Genomic DNA, 16,064 nt, shown 5'->3' with positions numbered 1-16,064 from the left:
TGAAGACAGAGAGATATCCCTAATACCCCCCTGAAAAGCCATAATAATTTAAAACTGAAGAAAAGAGAACAAATGCCCTTTAGCTCTTTTTAGCTTTTAAAAGCTAGCAATAAGCTTTGCTAATTTCTTTATTCCCTCCCTTATTCTTTCAACACTTTCGAATGTGAAGTTCAGCCTCATCTGGTTTTCTCCACCCTTTAAGGCATAAAACACTTTTCCGGGAACATAAGCAACTCCTCTCTTAACAGCATCCTCAAGCATTTCTTTGGTATCAACATTATCATCAATAGTTAGCCAGATAAACATTCCTCCATCCGGCTTTGTCCAGCTGACATTTTCAGGCATAAAATCATCTAAGGCCTCAAGCATTGCATCCCTTTTTGGCCCATAGGACTCTGTAAGTCTTTGGATGTGCTTCTTTAATAGCCCTTTCCTCATAAATGTCCAAGTAACGTACTGTCCAACTGTGTTTGAACAAACATCGGTGGTTAATTTTCCAACTTCAAGCTTTTCCATGAGTTCTTCACTCGCTATAAGCCATGCCAACCTAAAACCCGGAACGAAAATCTTTGAGAACGTTCCCAAGTTTATTACCCTTCCACTCTTATCAAAGTGCTTTATTGCCTTTACAGGGCTTCCTGAATAGCGAAGCTCTCCATATGGATTGTCCTCAACTATTATGAAGTCAAAATCCTCCGAAAGCTCCACCAAGTGTTTCCTTCTCTCTTCGCTCATAGTAACTCCAGAAGGATTTTGGAACGTTGGAATTGTATAGACGAGTTTTATCTTTTCACCCTTTCTTAATAGGCTTTCAAGTTCTTCAGTCTTCAGGCCTTCTTCGTCAAGCCCCACTTGAAGAAACCTCGCTTCATAAACTTGGAAGGTGTTTAGAGCGACAAAGTACGTTGGTGCCTCGACTACAATTATATCTCCTGGATCAACAAGAACCCTTCCAATGATGTCAATTCCCTGCTGAGAACCGTGAGTTATCATTATCTCCTCGAGTTCTGCATGGATTTCCTGACTTCCCTTTAAGTGCTTTAATAGCTCTTCCCTGAGACCTTCAAACCCCAGAGTTGAGCCATATTGAAACGCATCGGGTATTTCTCCAACCTCTAGAAATGCCTCTCTCAACTCTTTAAGCGGAAAAAGCGCCTTACTTGGCACTCCACCGGCGAATGAAATTACGTCCCCGGCTTTTATTAAAGCAACCACTCGTTTGACTTCACTCATATCAATGTCAAGTATTCTCCGAGAGAACATTTTACCACCTAGGCCCACACTTATGTTCATTAATGGATATAAATTTTTTCCCCTGTGTTTTGTATTTTTGACAAACTTAAGCCTTCCTCATCTTTAAAATCAACTCTTCAAGGATTTGGTAAGCTTTTGGAGCATCCCTTCTGTCGAGAACGAATATTGTATCTTTATGACACGAGATTACTTGGGTTATGTTTATTCCGCCTGATGAAAGGGCCGAAGCGACAAAGGCAACAAACCCCGGAGTTTCTATTATCTCCTCCGGACTTATCAAAACTATGGCTGTCTGTTCCTCAATCAAGTCTACTATATTGTCTCTCAGTATCTTAACGACCTCCTCCTTTTCCTCGCTTGAGAGAACGAGTGTGAATGTTTCAACACCTTGGGTGAGCTGGAAAAATCTCGCATTTTCCATTACCTTAGAGAGCGGTCCAATTTTGTTTAAGACAGCTCTTTTTTCAGCTGTTATTACGGTCAAATCGGATTGAAGCTCAATAACTGTTTTTGCAACCACACCCTTAATTCTCCTTTCAAAGAACACTCTCTCTTTCTTCAGCTCCTCTCCAATTCTTATCAAAGCCATCTTTACTGCTCCAGTTGAGGTTTTAACGTTTTTCTTCTCCAATTCTTTTAAAATAAGCCTTGCCAAAGCGCTGTAGTTTATAACATCTAAAATCAAACACTCCTTAATTGCTGGACGAGAGAGAACGGTGTCCTTTACAGCCTTCGCAACACTAATCTTTTCTTCCGCCATCATCTCACCTAAAAAGAATATCATTCCATAATATATAACTTTTTGTGCTATTTGATACTTAAACTCTCAGCGTTATCCTTATACTCCTTAAAAGCCTTTCAATTCCCCTCCCTTCAAGTAACATGGCCTATCTCTGTTTAGCAAAGGAGTTAATGTTCTTTAATGCCCATAATGGCATTTTCTCGTGGTATTATCATTAAAAATTGCAAATAACAGAGTTTTGCAGTCAATCTTCATTTAACACTTTGTAGAATCTCTTATAACTCTCTATAATCTGCTCCTTATGTCTTTTTTTAAGGTCTTTAATGTTGACGTCGGCCTTAGCGAATTCAAGAAATTCCTCGATTTTGTCCTTTGAGAGCTCCAGAACTTCCTCAATGAACCTCGGAGAGTCATTCAGCACGGCTTTTGCGTAGGCGGTCAGATACTTAAACGAGGTTCCTCCAAAGTTTTCAACTCCTTTAAATTCCGAGATGAAGCTCAGGAATGAGATGCCAATGAAATACGGAATTCCAATGACGACTTTCATCATTTCATCGTGTGTTTCTGCATCTGCAACGAAAACCTCGGCTTTAAAGTCCTTGAAAAGATTTATCACCGAGTTTATATCTTCCTCTCTTCCCTCAACTGGAATTACTATGAACCTTCTCCCTTTAAAGCTCTCAGCTCCGGCACCAAACATCGGGTGAACGCTGCAAACCTTCACGCCCTCAGGGAATCTCCTGTATATCTCCATCACGTGTCTCTTGAATGTCGAGATGTCAAAAATAACCTTTCCTTCAATTTTTTCGCTCAGCTCTGCAAGCTTTTCCAAAACCTGAGGTGTTTCTTCAAGGGATCTGGCAACTATGAGCACATCGGCCCATTTAAAAAGTTCCTCCATCGAGCCAAAAAACTTAAACTCACTCCCATTTGCATGCCTTGAGCAAATCCCGACTTCATGCCTCCTGCTGAACTCTCTGGCAAACAGCCTCCCCATCTTCCCATAGCCGATTATTCCAATCCTATCCATCGAGCTCCTCTCCAAGCTCATTTATCCTCCCTAAACCCTCTTTGAGCTTTGGACTGACCAGGGAGATCCTGATGAATTCTCCGTAATCGCCGAAAACTATTCCCGGAAAAACGGAAACCCCCTTCTCCAGAAGCCTCTCCGCAAATCCCAGGCCTTCCGTCTTAGTCCTCACAAATAAATAAAATGCCCCATCCGGTTCTTCAAATTCAAAGAACCTTCTATCAAGAGTCCTGACGGCCAAATCAGCCCTTTTCCTGTAAATTTTCACAGCCTTCCTTTTAATTTCATCCCTGAGCTCAACTGCCCTAATCCCTGCCCTCTGGATGAAGATGGGCACGGAGGTTGTCATTATTTCCAAAAATTTCTGCATGGCTCTAATCTCCTCCCTTTGCGCTATCGCATATCCCAGCCTAAACCCTGTCATTGAAAAAAGCTTTGAGAAGCCTTTAACGGTTATAACGTTGTCATAAAGCTCCCTGGGTGGAATGAAAGGTTTAAATGTTATGTCTGAATAGCTTTCATCCGAAAGAACCTTAATTTTATTCCCTTCAGCAATCTCAAGGATTTCTTTGAGCTTTTCTCTTGGCAGAATTTTTCCCGTTGGATTGTTCGGGTAGTTCAGGACGAGCAGGTCAACGTCCAATCTGTCCATTTCTGGCTCCCAGCCGTCTTCGAGGGAGGTTTTGAAAATTTTGACCTCTTTCCCGAACTTTTTCCCCATTGATTCGTAGGCCTGCCAGTGAGGGGAAATAACCCCGATTCTTCTGGCCTCAAAGACCTGTGAAGCTATCAGAATCTTTGAGCCGTTGCCGATTATTACATTCTCTTTCTCAACCCCCTCAACCTCTGCTATCTTCTCCCTGAGTTCATCCAATCCGGAGGTTTTCGTATAGCCCGTTTCGCCCCTTCTTAAAGAGCTCACCGCCTCTTCTATTATCCTTTCATCCACGGGTATATCCGGCTGCCCTGCATCCAGCCTTATCTCAGGGTTGATGGAGGAGATTCTGTTAAAAAACTCATATACGCTAAAGCTGCTCATTTCTGCACGCCTCCACTATCTTATCAAAGATCATTTTAAACCTGCCGGCCCTCCTGAGGACTTCTTCCTCCCTCTTCTCATCCCTTATGGGCAAACCCAGCTCCCTCTTTATCTCTCCAATCTCCCTGGCAATCCTAACCCTCTCCTCCAGGAGCTCAATTATTTGTTCATCAATCATGTCTATTCTTTTCCTAAGCTCATGAAGCCTTTCCAACTCAACCACCTCAGCAAATGGTCTGCCAGAACCAGCGCCATCATCGCCTCGGCAACCGGCAGAGCCTTTGGCACTATGCAGGAATCAAATCTTCCGGTGAGCTTTATCTCAGTTCCTTCCATTTTCTCCAGGTCAACCGTCCTTTGTGGCTTGTAAATTGAGGGTGTTGGTTTAAAAGCTATCCTTGCGACAATTGGCATTCCGTTGCTTATCCCTCCCAAAACTCCCCCGCAGTTGTTGGTTTCTGTCATAACTTTTCCATCTTTGACAGCAAAGGGATCGTTTGCTTCACTCCCCCTGAGCTCGGCTATCTTAAAGCCCAAGCCAAATTCAACCCCCTTAACAGCTGGAATTGCAAAGAAGGCCTTGGCTAAATCCCCCTCCAAATCTTCATCGTAAGGACCGCCGAGGCCGGGAGGAACGTTTATGGCGATAACTTCCACAACGCCGCCAACGCTGTCCCCATCTTTCCTCGCTCTCTCCATCTCTTCGAGCATTTTTTGGAACACTTCCTCATCAGGGCAGAAGCTGTTTTTTGAGCTAAAGATTTCTTCAACGCTCAAATCCTTTGCTTTTACCTTCCCAATGGATTTTATATATGCCTTCACCTCTATCCCGGCTTTTGCTAAAATCTCCTTCGCAAAGTAGCCGGCTGTTACTATTCCAGCCGTCAGCCTGCCAGAGAAAAATCCACCGCCTCTGTAATCGTTGAATCCAAAATATTTGATTTTAGCTGTGTAATCACTGTGCCCGGGCCTTGGAGTGTTTTTTATTCCCTCATAATAGGATGAATCAACATCTCTGTTCTCAATGATTACAGCTATAGGGGAACCGGTCGTGAAGCTATTGAAGACCCCCGAGAGGATTACTGGCTCATCGCTCTCTCTTCTCTTAGTTGAGAACCTTTTAATGCCCTTTCTCCTCTCAAGCTCAGCTTTCATCTTTTCTAAGTTGACTTTAATTCCCGGCGGGACACCCTCAACTAAGACCCCAATAACTCTTCCATGGCTCTCTCCAAAGAGCGAAAATCTGAGCATTCTTCCCATCATTGGTCAATCAACCCCCGCAAATCTTTGAAGAAGTTCGGATAAGACTTTTCAACGCATCTTTCGTTTAAGATGGCGCTCTTCCCCCTTGCGCCCAAAGCGGCAATTGTGAGTGCCATCGCAATCCTGTGGTCATTCTGCGGATTCAATACAGTGCCTCTAAGCTCGCTCTTGCTTATTATCAGACCGTCGTCGAGCTCTTTTACGTTTGCACCCATCTTTGCCAGGTTCAAGGCCATAGCCCTTATCCTGTCGCTCTCTTTGTAGCGCAAATGCTTCGCCCTCAAAACGGTTTTTCCTTCCGAGTAAGCTCCTAAAACCGCTAAAACTGGAAAGAGGTCAGGAAAATCCCTGCAGTCAACTTCCTGACCCACTAATTCATCCCTCTCAACTTCAACATAGTCTTTGCTAATTTTTACGTTCGCCCCAAACTCCCTCAAAAGGCCTATAATAGCTTTATCAGCCTGAACATCATCTTTGTCCAATCCTTCAACTCTAACTTTACCGAATATTGCTCCAGCCACTAAAAGGAATGAAGCCGAGGAGTAATCACCGGGAATTGAGAAATGCTCAGCTTTTATCCCCTGATGAACGTGGAAAATGTCCCCATTCCTTTCGACCCTAACATTGGCCCAATTCAGCATTCTGAGCGTTATCTCAAGGTAGGGCTTTGAAACCGGGTTCAGGACTTCCACGCTTAACCCAGCTTTAGCTCCAAGGAAAAGCAGGGCGGTGATGAACTGCGATGAAATGCTTCCATCAATTTTCACATAATTTCCCTTTATCTCCCCACCAAAAACCCTCACCGGCAAAAAGTCATTCGATTTAGTTTTTACACCCAAATCATTCAAAGCTCTTAGCAGAGACTTCATGGGACGTTTCCTCAAAGATTCTTTCCCGTCTATCACGCTTTCTCCATCTGCTAAGGCACCAATGCCTATGGCCAACCTCGCGGTTGTTCCTGATTCAAAAGCGTTAATTTTGGCCGGCTCAACCTCTCCAGAACTTTCGACAAAGTTCCAATCTGCTCTGGCTCCAAATGCTCTCACGGCGTTCAGCGTTGCAAGTGTATCGGTGCAGATTAGCGGATTCTCTATTTTTGTTTTCCCTTCCGAGAGCAATCCCAAAAATAATGCCCTATGCGTGTAGCTCTTTGAGGGGGGAGCCCTGATTTTTCCATCTAAAGTTTTCACCGGCGTGATTTCTATCATCGGCTCACCTCAGCGTTGTTGTTAAAACCTCTCCGTAGTTCTCCCAAACTTCCACAATTTTTTCGGGCTCTTCAGTTATAGCGAACATTGCAGGGCCTTTTCCAGAAAGTCCGGCAACCACTCCGGCTCTTAGAGCCTCAGCAATGGGTTCGAGATTATATCCCAAGAAAGACCCGTATATCAACCCGTTCAAAACCAGAGCTTTTTTCCACTCCCCTCTTAATGCCAGCTTAAAGGCCTCCCCAACATATGGAGCGAGGACTTTGAAGTTCCTCCCCCTCAGACTTGACGTCAGGAGGGTTTCTTTGGGAATTAGCAAAACAACGGGTAGCTTTTCCACTTTCTCTCTCTTCAGGAGCTCAAGCTTTAAGTTGTCTGTCAGACACAAACCACCAAAGTAGGAGGCACAGGCATCATCAAATGCCCCGGTTAAAGTTACACTAGCCCTTTTGGCAGCTTCAACGCCGAGCTTAACAATTTCAATCTCAGGCAATTCAATCTTAAGCTCCTCTAAAATTGCCTTTGTTAAAGCGTTAGCTACCGCTGAACTGCTCTTCAAGCCCTTCCCAGCCGGAATCTCCGAGTCTATCTCAACTTTAACGCCAAAATCCAGGCTGAATTTATTTTTAATTGTCTCCACGACTGCCTTAACTAATGAAAAGTCCCCAAATTTCTTCCCTCTAACGAAGATTTCACCGCTAACCCCTTCACCAGTCAGCTTAACCCCAACGCTAACCCTCAAATCTATTCCAATTGCTCCCCCCTTTCCAGTGGCAAAGGCATTGATTACCGTTACCGCGCTAAATGCTTCGCCTTTCACCTTTAAGCGCCTCCCGACGCATAAACTCAACATCTGGCTTGACTCCGGTCCACAGCCTAAAGCTTTCGGCTCCTTGGTGGATTAGCATCCACAGGCCGTCAATGGTTAAACAGCCGACTTCTCTGGCCTCCCTTAAGAGCCTGGTTTCCAAGGGGGAATAAATGATATCAAAAACAACCAGATTTTCTCTCAAAAGCCCCTTTGGAATTGGACTCCTATCTTCGTTCATGCCAATGGATGTGGCGTTTATCACAATGTCAGCCCAGCTTAAGTAATACTCTAAACTCTCCTTGCTCAGCTTCTCCCCTTTGACGCCAAACTTTTCAAGCTCTTTCGCTTTTCTCTCAGTTCTATTCAAAACCACAACTCTGGTTAATCTGGAGAAGGTGTGTGCTATTGCCTTTCCGGCACCTCCAGCCCCCAGAAGCAGGATTCTTTTTCCCTCAACTTCCGTAAAGCGCTTTAGAGCTTTTAATGCACCAATGCCATCAGTGTTGTATCCAATGAGTTTACCCCCTCTGTTTACCACCGTATTCACGCTTCCAATCGCTCTGGCTTCTTCTGAAAGCTCATCTAAAAACTCCAAAATTCGCTCCTTGTGGGGCATCGTAACGTTTAATCCAGAAATCCCAAGAGCTCTAACCCCCCCAACCGCTGATTCCAAATCATCAACTTCAAAGGCCAAATAAACAGCGCTGATGCTGTATTTTTTGAACAGGGCGTTATGGATAACTGGGCTTAGCGAGTGTTCAACAGGCTTCCCGATTAATCCATAAAGCTTCGTTTTTGCGTTAATCATCCCCACCACCGATGAGAGCCAAGAGCAGCTTCATATCTTCAGCGCTCAGCTGTCCGGGAGCAGCTGCTTCGCCCAGAGAAGCGTAAGTAAATGGACTTAAAATCAAGCTGAGAGCCCTTGAAATTTTCCCTTTTTCACCCATGCAAAAAGCAATGAGGTTTTTTTCGTATTCATAGAGCCTTACAATCCTAATGTTGTCGAGGTAGTGCCTGGCGAAGGTGACTATTTTTATGACATCAGCTTTGAGTTTTTTCATTTCCTCCAAGAGACTTTTGAGCTCTCCAAAGCTCGGCGTTCCTCTGAAATCGTGATGTGAAACTATAATTCCAACTTCCCTCTCTCTTGCCAATCTTATTACATCTTCAGCGATCTCTGATTTGAATTCAACATCAACGAACGCTGGGTTAATCTCCATGAACTCTTTGAAGAGTTTCAGTCTCTCTTCATCCCTAATCTCCCTGAATCCTCCCTCCTCCTTAGAACGCACAGTGATTATCAGCTTTCCGGCAAAGGGCTTTAGCTTTTCAATTCCCTCAAAGCTTTCCATGGCATCAACTCTAAGTTCATAGAGATCAGCTTCTCCTCTTTCAATTATTTTTATTACTTCATCAATGCCTTTAGCTTTAATTGTCCCCGCTATCATTTTTCATCGCCTTAAGGACAGCTAAAACCACCTTTTCATCAACTTCCCTTATGGTAACTCTTCCAATCTCCTCTGGAAGTATGAAAACCAATCTCCCGTACCAGGCTTTTTTATCTATTTTCATGGCTTTCAAAAGCTCCTTCGGTTCGAAGCTGTGCCTCTTCGGGAGGTCGAACCTATCTAACAGCTCCTCGACTTTTCCAGAATCGAAGCCGCTGATCTTTTCCGCTATCAGCGCGCTTGCCATCAAGCCGATAGAGACAGCAAAGCCGTGCTTTATCCTGTAATCTGAAACCTTCTCTATTGCATGCCCAGCGGTGTGGCCTAAATTTAAAATCCTCCTCTTCCCGCTTTCCCTTAAGTCCTCTTCGACGATTCTGAGCTTCACATTTACGCATTCTCTAATCAGCCCTTCATCGATTTTCCTGAAAGACTTGAGCTTCTCATAAACTCCCGAATCAAGAATTCCGTACTTAACGACCTCACCAAAGCCGTTCACTATTTCAACCTCGGGAAGTGTTTTCAGGGTTTCTGGATCAATTAGAACAAAGTTAGGCAAGTAAAAAGTTCCAATGATGTTTTTGCCCTCAAAATTAACCCCAGTCTTCCCCCCTATAGCGGCATCAACTTGAGCTAAAAGGGTCGTTGGAATCAAGCCCAAATATGTTCCCCTCATAAAAGTAGAGGCAGCAAAAGCTGCTAAATCCGTTATAACCCCACCACCAAGTCCAATTATCAAGGATCTTCTTGTGAAGCTGATCTCAATTAGCTTTCTCCATATCTGCTGAGCCGTCTCGAGGCTTTTGAACCCCTCTCCGTCAGGGATGACGATTGGAACGGCGTTTATCTGATCCAATATCTTATCTAACCAGAGCTTTTCAAGAGTTGTGTTGGTTATTACGGCGGTTTTGTAGGGAGAAAGCTCATCAACAATGCTTTTTAGCTTTTTAATGCTGCCTTTCTCAACTATAACCCCCATTTTCTCAAGTCCTCCAGGAGTTCTTTGAATTCCTCGAAGTTCAGCTGCTGCTTTGAATCCGACATGGCTTTTTCGGGCTTTGGATGTACTTCAACCATGATTCCGTCCGCTCCGACGGCAAGTGCTGCTCTGGACAGGGGTTTAACTAAGCTCCTCTTTCCAGCAGCGTGGGAGGGGTCAACTATTATTGGAAGATGGGACAGCTCTTTAACGACTGGAACCGCTGAGATGTCAAGGGTAAAGCGCGTTGATGTTTCAAATGTTCTAATACCTCTCTCACAGAGAATGACGTTTTCATTTCCCTCAGCTAAGATGTATTCTGCCGAATAGAGCCACTCTTGAATCGTATTGGCAAAGCCTCTCTTTAAAATGACCGGCTTATCCCTTTTGCCGACCTCTTTCAGAAGATCAAAGTTTTGAGCGTTTCTCGTCCCGATTTGCAGAATATCAACGTATTTAGACACGAGTTCAACTTTCCCTGTATCCATAACTTCGCTGACCGTAACTAAGCCAAACTCTTCTCCAGCTTTTTTAAGCCACTTCAAAGCCTTTTCTCCATGCCCTTGGAAAGAGTAGGGGGAAGTTCTGGGCTTAAATGTTCCTCCTCTCAGGACTTTAACACCAAGCCCGCTCAAAAATTCTGCAGTTTTCATTATCTGCTCCTCTGTTTCAACGGAACACGGTCCGGCAATTATGGTAAAGCCTTCCCCAAATTTGACCCCATCAACTTTGACAACGGTCTTAGCTTTGTATTCTCTGCTGAATTTGAACATCAAATTACCCCCCAACTGCTTTGACTATTCTCTTTGCAATTTTATCAGCACTTAAGCCGTAGAAATCCAGTAACGCTAAGTAGTCCCTCGAGCTTCTGCCGAACTCCTCTGCTCCAATTCTAATGACCCTCTTTGGCATCTTTTCACTTAAAACCTCCGCCACAGCTCCTCCAAGCCCTCCAAAAATGCTGTGCTCTTCCAAGGTGACTATTAAGCTGACTTTTTTAGCTATTTTGAGCAATGTGTTCTCATCAAGGGGCTTTATCGTGTGAAAATCCGCCACTCCAACGCTCAGGTCTTTAAGCTTTTCAGCGACTTCTAAAGCCACCGAAACCATGAATCCACAGGCAATCAAAAAAACATCCTCCCCTTCCCTTAGGATTTCTGCCTTGCCAACTTTGAGCTCTTCTCCATCGTAAACCTTTACCGTGTAATCCCTTCCCAGACGCATGTAAAAGGGCCCTTCGCTTTCAACCATCTGCTCAAGGAGAACTCTGGTTGCATAAGCATCTGCCGGCACAAGGACTTTCATATTTGGCAGAACCCTCATCAAAGCTATGTCCTCCAGGCATTGATGGGACGAGCCGTCCATAAAGTCCGAAAAACCTGAATGAGTCGTAACAATTTTGACATTTAAGTTATCCCTCGCCACGGTGTTTCTTATCTGCTCCCAGGCTCTCATCATAAAGGCTGCAAAAGCTGAGGCTACTGGAATTTTACCGGCTATCGCAAAGCCCGCAGCCGTTGAAATTAAATCCTGCTCGCTTATGCCGATCTGGAAGAATCTATCGGGGAAAGCCTGTTCAAAGTAACTCGTTTTTGTTGAGCCCTTTACATCCGCATCCAGAACTACAACGTCTTCGTTCTCCCTTCCCATCTCAACTAAAGCTCTTCCAAAGGCTTCTCTAAAGCTCTCGATGATTTTACCCATAGCCTTTCACTCCCATTTGGCTATTATCACTTTAGGCTTTCCCTTTACTCTGTCGAGCTCAAATAGCAGCTCAAGGATTTTCTCGGCTTTGTTTTCAACCTCGAACACTTCCCAGCCAAAGGATTTCCACTTATCCCCTAGGGGCTCTTTTGACATGATTTCCTCCGTTTTCCCCGTTAACTGCCTGAAGTTCCTGTCAATGATTGCTATGACATTGTCAAGCTTGTAATGCGAAGAAGTCATCGCAGCTTCCCAGACCTGACCCTCATCCAGTTCTCCATCGCCCAAGACTACGTAAACGTTCTTTTCTTCTCCTTCGAGCTTTGAAGCCAGCGCTATTCCATTGGCAACTGACAACCCCTGTCCCAACGAACCGCTTGAGACCTCGATGAAGGGCAAACCTCTGATAACGTGGCTCGGCAGTCCATCCAAAGTGGCAAAGCTTTTCAGCTCATCTTCATCTAAAAGCCCAAGCTCTGAAAGGATTACATAAAATGCCGGCGCCGAGTGCCCTTTACTTAAGATTACTACGTCGTTTTCCCTTTTCTTTGCCATCACTGCCTTTAAAATCTCAATGCACGTTATAGAGGAGTTGAGGTGGAAGTTGTTCACTTCCGAGAGCATTTCTTTGAGCCTGCCATTTAAGGCTGAGCTAACACTCATTGTACCACCCCGAGAATTTTCAGAACGAGCCTTCCATGTTCCGTCAGTTCAACGGGCTTTGGATTGTTCTTTTCGCCGTAGTCTATCAGTCCGAGCTCCTTCAGAATCTTGGCATTGAGCTTTAACGTCGAAATTGGCTTCCTGGTTTCCCTGCTTATCTCCTCCAAAAGAGCATTCAGGGAGCGGTGCTTTCCGTTTATGCTCCTTAGAATTAGCACCTGATTTCCATTCAGGGCCCTTAAGAAGAGCCTCCTGAAGACAGCCAGCTCATGTTCCGGGTTTTGGGTTACAGATATTGGCGGGACATCACCATCACCGAACTTTGAAGTACGGAGGATATATTTAAGCTTTTGGACAGGAAAGCCTGCCCTGAGTGTTAAATCGCTGTTTCCGATAGGCGTGTTATCAAAAATCAGCAAAATCATCAGAAATCTGGCACATTAACCATTTTCACGGGTGAAACAGTCCCGTATGCTGTCTATCTGACAAAAAATTGATGAAACATTTTTTCAAAAATCGCGGATTTTAAACCAACAGCTTTCATTAAGCGGGGTGTTGAGATGAAAAAGAGCATAGCAGTGATAGGTGCCGGAACCATAGGGAGTGCCGTTGCAAAGGCACTGGCTGAAGATGGGTATGATGTTATTGCGACGAGGAGAAGGGTTGAAAGGGTGAGGTGGCTTGAAGAGTACGGAGTCAGGATTTTAAGGGACAATAAGGCCGCCGCCGAGAAAGCGGATGTAATCATCCTCGCCGTAAAGCCAAACAAGGTCGGGAAAGTCCTCGAAGAGATAAAGCCCGCCGTCGAGGGAAAAATCCTCATCTCATTTGCCGCGGGCATCCCCCTAAGGATACTCAGGGGGCTGACGGATGCAAAGCTCGTGAGGGCGATGCCAAACATAGCCGTTCTTGTGGGAGAGTCCTTTACCGCGTATACGGCTGATGGTCTGGAGGAGCGGGAAATTGAGCTCGTTGAAAGGGTATTTGGGACTTTTGGCAGGTGCCTGAGGGTTGATGAGGAGTACATGGATGCCATAACGGGGCTGAGCGGCTCCGGGCCGGCATATGCGTCGGTGTTTCTTGAATCGCTGATATACGGCGGATTAAAGGTGGGATTGCCAAGGGATGTTGCCCTGCTCGCGGCCGCCCAGACACTCATGGGCACGGCAAAGCTCCTGCTTGAGACAAACCTCCACCCGGCCCAGATAAGGGACATGGTGATAACACCCGGAGGAACCACGATAGACGGGGTCTTCGAGCTTGAGGAGGGCAGGGTGAGGACGGCGATAATGAAGGCGGTGGATGCTGCGGCTAAGAAGTCAAAGATTCTGTCGCTTGAGATTGGAAGATAGCACGAGCCGGACATGTTCACACCCAGCATGTTAAAAAGTGAACTTTGCAAAGCATTATAAAGGGGAAACGCATGAGCATCCATTAGGGTGATACGGAATGGAGAAGATACCCACCGGAATTAATGGTCTGGATGAAATGCTCGGTGGGGGTTTGATTCCCGGCAGGACGTATCTGGTAAAAGGCGGGCCGGGAGCCGGAAAAACCACGTTTGCCATACAGTTTCTTATGGAGGGTGTGAGGAACGGGGAAAACGTCCTCTATGTAACCCTTGAGGAGCCCCTCGAAACCCTCAAGGAGGATATGGCGAAGCTGGGTTTTGATCTCAGAAATCCCAAGTTCCACGGGATAGACGCGACCCCCGTAACCGAGAGGAAGCATCTCTTCGCCGGAGCTTTCTATGAGGAATTCGGAGAAAGCTTTGAAAGGCTAACTGGTGCAATTCAGGAGAAGGTTGAACTTGAGAGGTACCTGCGGGTGGCCATTGACCCGCTGACGATGCTCAAGCTAACGGTCAAGAACGAGCTCGAATACAGGAAGACGTTTATAGGGTTCCTGAAATCGCTCTCAAAGCTCGGTGCGACGGTTGTTATAACCTCTGACCTGCGCACGAGCGACATCGAGGAATACCTCACGAGCGGGGTCATAGAGCTGAGAACCATTGAAGCCGGGGGAAAGATACTCAGGGGAATCCTTGTAAAGAAATTCAGGGGAAGCCCCTTCGATGAGCACATCAGGCCTTACAGGATAACCGACAGGGGCATTGAGGTGTATCACACGGAAAACCTCTTCATTGAGTGATGTGTATGAGGACAGGGATAAGGAAGCTCGATATTCTGCTGGGAGACCTCGAGCCCGGAAGCACAATCCTCATAGAGACTGTCGGCACGCTGGGTGAGGAGATAGCGACGAGCATGCTGCTCGCCAACAGGGGGAATGCGGTCGCATTCGTCACCCCCAAGCTCAGCGAGGAGTTTGAAAAGCAGTTCGGGCCGGGCGAAATATCACTCATAGTGCTCGGCAGGGATGTACAGCAGCAGGAGCTTTACCAGATATCCTTCACATTTCGAAAGATGCTCAAAGGCTCCTGTGTGGCGTTTTTCATCCTGCATCCAATCCTCGTCTTCCATCCTCCTGAGATTGTATTCAAGCTGTTTGCCGAGCTGGTCGAGATTGTCAGGGAGAAGAAAGCCGTGATGATGGTTCTGATTGACAAGAGGCTTGTGGATGAGAGGACGCTGGCGATGTTCGAGAACTATGCCTCCCACATAATCGATATCCTTGAGGTCGTAGAGGGATTTAAGGTTACGAGGGGAATCAGGATAAAGAAATCTCCCCTCGGAGGAACCGGATTCTACAGGCTTGATATATCCAACGGTGAAGTCAAAATAGGTGAGCCCCTTGAATGAGTATCTCCTTGTAAGAGCCCTCGTAGGAGCCGTGGCGATGACAGCCACAGTATTTACGGGACTGACATTCTTTATGCTCTCAGGTTTTTCAAAAAGGTGGAAGCGCATACTGCTGCTCCAGCTTGTGGGGGCGGTGCTCATAGCTGCGGGATTTTCAACGGCGGAGTTCCATGTCCCGGGGGAGATACTCCCTTCCCTTGCTGTGATTACAGGTGCTGTGGTCATGAGCTTTCCGCTTCTCAGGAACGTTCCCGTGGCACCTCCGCGCACCCTGGCCATTAAGGGAGCACTGGTTCTCACCTCACCAGCGGCGGCATATTTAAGCGGAGATGTTGGCCTAATAAGCGTTCTGAGGGCTTTCGTCCTCCTCTCCCTTCTGATACTGATGGGAACCCTCATGTCCGTGAGGATGAAGAGCCACCACACCCGCCTTACACTGAATGCGGCCTCATGGATCCTCGTGGCCTACAGCTGGCTGGGTGAGTTCCGCTATACCCTTTCTCCATGCGGCAGATACGTTCTCCTGCTGGTGTACTACACCTCCCTCCTGCTCTGGCTCTTTGGGGCGATGACCACGCTGCTCAACCTCAGGGGGTGGCTCGGATGGCGTGCATAATAATTGAAGAAATCACCGAGGGAATGATAGGGGTTGTCATGCTCATCGGATTTTTCTCAAGGAAATTTGCACTCCTTCACGGCAATAGGGCATCCCTTGCAATTGGGCTTTTATTTTTAATAGCACCCCTTATAGAAGTTCCCACAGGTGTATCAATGGAATTTCTGGAATTTTCTGCAGCATTACTGTTATTTTGGGTCGTCGAGAAGTTTATGGCGATAAATTTGAAAAAACACGCTGAATGGAAATACATCATGGTGGTATCTGCATTAACCCTCATTTTCGTTTTTATAAAGGGAAGCATCGATAGTTTCCAGCTGGGTGTCTTAATGACAATGACTCTCATGCCGCTCCGGGCTTCTCGGGCAGTTGGACTCCTCCTCTGGCCATACAGGGAAATATTCTATCTCTCGGCTGTGTTTGGATTTCTGGCCGTGGCTGCATACCTCCTCTCGCTCAATCTTCTCAGCGACTTCCTCTACTTCGGGGGGGTTCTGCTGTTTTTGAGCGTGATACCCGAGCTGGGAGGAACATGATATCGGGAT

At 46.0% G+C, this 16,064-nt stretch carries 20 protein-coding genes; 5 read left to right on the top strand and 15 right to left on the bottom strand.

Annotation, left to right across the window (positions count from 1 at the left end):
- Positions 1-96 precede the first annotated feature (96 nt).
- The 15 genes from ACYQ27_RS04965 to tar form a co-directional block, all read right to left on the bottom strand.
- Positions 97-1,293, bottom strand: a complete 1,197-nt coding sequence (locus ACYQ27_RS04965; protein WP_460041136.1) for an aminotransferase-like domain-containing protein — start codon at positions 1,291-1,293, stop codon at positions 97-99.
- Positions 1,294-1,339: 46 nt separating this feature from the next.
- Positions 1,340-2,014, bottom strand: coding sequence for an ACT domain-containing protein (locus tag ACYQ27_RS04960; protein WP_460041135.1), 675 nt, complete (start codon positions 2,012-2,014; stop codon positions 1,340-1,342).
- 226 nt (positions 2,015-2,240) lie between these two features.
- Positions 2,241-3,047 carry a prephenate dehydrogenase/arogenate dehydrogenase family protein gene (locus ACYQ27_RS04955; protein ID WP_460041134.1) on the bottom strand — a complete coding sequence of 269 codons (807 nt, stop codon included), beginning with the start codon at positions 3,045-3,047 and terminating at the stop codon, positions 2,241-2,243.
- Positions 3,019-4,065, bottom strand: coding sequence for a pyridoxal phosphate-dependent aminotransferase (locus ACYQ27_RS04950; protein WP_460041133.1), 1,047 nt, complete (start codon positions 4,063-4,065; stop codon positions 3,019-3,021). The genes ACYQ27_RS04955 and ACYQ27_RS04950 overlap by 29 nt, the downstream gene beginning before the upstream one ends.
- Positions 4,052-4,279: a chorismate mutase gene (locus ACYQ27_RS04945; RefSeq protein WP_460041132.1), complete on the bottom strand. Its 228-nt coding sequence runs from the start codon at positions 4,277-4,279 to the stop codon at positions 4,052-4,054. Before ACYQ27_RS04945 ends, ACYQ27_RS04950 begins: the two co-directional genes overlap by 14 nt.
- Positions 4,246-5,328 carry a chorismate synthase gene (gene aroC, locus ACYQ27_RS04940; protein WP_460041131.1) on the bottom strand — a complete coding sequence of 361 codons (1,083 nt, stop codon included), beginning with the start codon at positions 5,326-5,328 and terminating at the stop codon, positions 4,246-4,248. Before aroC ends, ACYQ27_RS04945 begins: the two co-directional genes overlap by 34 nt.
- On the bottom strand, positions 5,325-6,536 hold the full coding sequence (aroA, locus tag ACYQ27_RS04935; protein WP_460041130.1) for a 3-phosphoshikimate 1-carboxyvinyltransferase: 1,212 nt from the start codon (positions 6,534-6,536) through the stop codon (positions 5,325-5,327). Before aroA ends, aroC begins: the two co-directional genes overlap by 4 nt.
- A gap of 4 nt (positions 6,537-6,540) precedes the next feature.
- Positions 6,541-7,389: a shikimate kinase gene (locus tag ACYQ27_RS04930; protein ID WP_460041129.1), complete on the bottom strand. Its 849-nt coding sequence runs from the start codon at positions 7,387-7,389 to the stop codon at positions 6,541-6,543.
- The gene (locus ACYQ27_RS04925) at positions 7,337-8,155 is read right to left on the bottom strand and encodes a shikimate dehydrogenase (protein WP_460041799.1); all 819 of its coding nucleotides are present in this window, start codon (positions 8,153-8,155) and stop codon (positions 7,337-7,339) included. The genes ACYQ27_RS04930 and ACYQ27_RS04925 overlap by 53 nt, the downstream gene beginning before the upstream one ends.
- Positions 8,148-8,798 (bottom strand): type I 3-dehydroquinate dehydratase, encoded by a 651-nt coding sequence (gene aroD / locus ACYQ27_RS04920; RefSeq protein WP_460041128.1) that lies wholly within the window; start codon positions 8,796-8,798, stop codon positions 8,148-8,150. The genes ACYQ27_RS04925 and aroD overlap by 8 nt, the downstream gene beginning before the upstream one ends.
- The gene (gene aroB / locus ACYQ27_RS04915; RefSeq protein ID WP_460041127.1) at positions 8,779-9,777 is read right to left on the bottom strand and encodes a 3-dehydroquinate synthase; all 999 of its coding nucleotides are present in this window, start codon (positions 9,775-9,777) and stop codon (positions 8,779-8,781) included. The genes aroD and aroB overlap by 20 nt, the downstream gene beginning before the upstream one ends.
- Entirely contained in the window at positions 9,765-10,550 is a 786-nt protein-coding gene (aroF, locus tag ACYQ27_RS04910) for a 3-deoxy-7-phosphoheptulonate synthase (protein ID WP_460041126.1), read from the bottom strand. Before aroF ends, aroB begins: the two co-directional genes overlap by 13 nt.
- Before the next feature lie 4 nt (positions 10,551-10,554).
- The gene (locus ACYQ27_RS04905) at positions 10,555-11,481 is read right to left on the bottom strand and encodes a transketolase family protein (protein ID WP_460041125.1); all 927 of its coding nucleotides are present in this window, start codon (positions 11,479-11,481) and stop codon (positions 10,555-10,557) included.
- Between the two features lie 6 nt (positions 11,482-11,487).
- Positions 11,488-12,144, bottom strand: a complete 657-nt coding sequence (locus ACYQ27_RS04900) for a 1-deoxy-D-xylulose-5-phosphate synthase N-terminal domain-containing protein (protein ID WP_456452593.1) — start codon at positions 12,142-12,144, stop codon at positions 11,488-11,490.
- Positions 12,141-12,440, bottom strand: coding sequence for a TK0271 family transcriptional activator (gene tar, locus ACYQ27_RS04895; protein ID WP_456452607.1), 300 nt, complete (start codon positions 12,438-12,440; stop codon positions 12,141-12,143). Before tar ends, ACYQ27_RS04900 begins: the two co-directional genes overlap by 4 nt.
- A gap of 264 nt (positions 12,441-12,704) precedes the next feature.
- Here tar and proC point away from each other — a divergent pair, with 264 nt between their 5' ends.
- The 5 genes from proC (at position 12,705) to ACYQ27_RS04870 (ending at position 16,055) form a co-directional block, all read left to right on the top strand.
- Positions 12,705-13,496, top strand: coding sequence for a pyrroline-5-carboxylate reductase (gene proC / locus ACYQ27_RS04890; RefSeq protein ID WP_456452595.1), 792 nt, complete (start codon positions 12,705-12,707; stop codon positions 13,494-13,496).
- A 97-nt stretch (positions 13,497-13,593) separates the two neighbouring features.
- Positions 13,594-14,295, top strand: a complete 702-nt coding sequence (locus ACYQ27_RS04885; protein WP_456452597.1) for an RAD55 family ATPase — start codon at positions 13,594-13,596, stop codon at positions 14,293-14,295.
- Positions 14,296-14,300: 5 nt separating this feature from the next.
- Positions 14,301-14,903, top strand: a complete 603-nt coding sequence (locus ACYQ27_RS04880; protein WP_460041124.1) for a hypothetical protein — start codon at positions 14,301-14,303, stop codon at positions 14,901-14,903.
- On the top strand, positions 14,896-15,519 hold the full coding sequence (locus ACYQ27_RS04875; protein ID WP_456452601.1) for a hypothetical protein: 624 nt from the start codon (positions 14,896-14,898) through the stop codon (positions 15,517-15,519). The genes ACYQ27_RS04880 and ACYQ27_RS04875 overlap by 8 nt, the downstream gene beginning before the upstream one ends.
- On the top strand, positions 15,507-16,055 hold the full coding sequence (locus ACYQ27_RS04870) for a hypothetical protein (RefSeq protein WP_456452603.1): 549 nt from the start codon (positions 15,507-15,509) through the stop codon (positions 16,053-16,055). The genes ACYQ27_RS04875 and ACYQ27_RS04870 overlap by 13 nt, the downstream gene beginning before the upstream one ends.
- Positions 16,056-16,064: the final 9 nt, after the last annotated feature.

It is taken from the genome of Thermococcus atlanticus (genome assembly GCF_054657855.1).
The sequence above is the reverse complement of the archived record's forward strand: the minus strand, read 5'-3'. Positions and strand labels throughout refer to the sequence as shown.

Bases quoted from the DNA above. Each gene is read 5' to 3' on its own strand.
- aroB (WP_460041127.1), bottom strand. From the start codon at position 9,777: ATGGGGGTTATAGTTGAGAAAGGCAGCATTAAAAAGCTAAAAAGCATT.
- aroA (WP_460041130.1), bottom strand. From the start codon at position 6,536: ATGATAGAAATCACGCCGGTGAAAACTTTAGATGGAAAAATCAGGGCT.
- ACYQ27_RS04955 (WP_460041134.1), bottom strand. From the start codon at position 3,047: ATGAGCTTGGAGAGGAGCTCGATGGATAGGATTGGAATAATCGGCTAT.
- ACYQ27_RS04905 (WP_460041125.1), bottom strand. From the start codon at position 11,481: ATGGGTAAAATCATCGAGAGCTTTAGAGAAGCCTTTGGAAGAGCTTTA.
- aroF (WP_460041126.1), bottom strand. From the start codon at position 10,550: ATGTTCAAATTCAGCAGAGAATACAAAGCTAAGACCGTTGTCAAAGTT.
- ACYQ27_RS04900 (WP_456452593.1), bottom strand. From the start codon at position 12,144: ATGAGTGTTAGCTCAGCCTTAAATGGCAGGCTCAAAGAAATGCTCTCG.
- ACYQ27_RS04950 (WP_460041133.1), bottom strand. From the start codon at position 4,065: ATGAGCAGCTTTAGCGTATATGAGTTTTTTAACAGAATCTCCTCCATC.
- ACYQ27_RS04925 (WP_460041799.1), bottom strand. From the start codon at position 8,155: ATGATTAACGCAAAAACGAAGCTTTATGGATTAATCGGGAAGCCTGTT.
- ACYQ27_RS04880 (WP_460041124.1), top strand. From the start codon at position 14,301: ATGAGGACAGGGATAAGGAAGCTCGATATTCTGCTGGGAGACCTCGAG.
- aroD (WP_460041128.1), bottom strand. From the start codon at position 8,798: ATGATAGCGGGGACAATTAAAGCTAAAGGCATTGATGAAGTAATAAAA.
- ACYQ27_RS04870 (WP_456452603.1), top strand. From the start codon at position 15,507: ATGGCGTGCATAATAATTGAAGAAATCACCGAGGGAATGATAGGGGTT.
- proC (WP_456452595.1), top strand. From the start codon at position 12,705: ATGAAAAAGAGCATAGCAGTGATAGGTGCCGGAACCATAGGGAGTGCC.
- ACYQ27_RS04960 (WP_460041135.1), bottom strand. From the start codon at position 2,014: ATGGCGGAAGAAAAGATTAGTGTTGCGAAGGCTGTAAAGGACACCGTT.
- ACYQ27_RS04930 (WP_460041129.1), bottom strand. From the start codon at position 7,389: ATGTTGAGTTTATGCGTCGGGAGGCGCTTAAAGGTGAAAGGCGAAGCA.
- aroC (WP_460041131.1), bottom strand. From the start codon at position 5,328: ATGATGGGAAGAATGCTCAGATTTTCGCTCTTTGGAGAGAGCCATGGA.
- ACYQ27_RS04885 (WP_456452597.1), top strand. From the start codon at position 13,594: ATGGAGAAGATACCCACCGGAATTAATGGTCTGGATGAAATGCTCGGT.
- ACYQ27_RS04965 (WP_460041136.1), bottom strand. From the start codon at position 1,293: ATGAACATAAGTGTGGGCCTAGGTGGTAAAATGTTCTCTCGGAGAATA.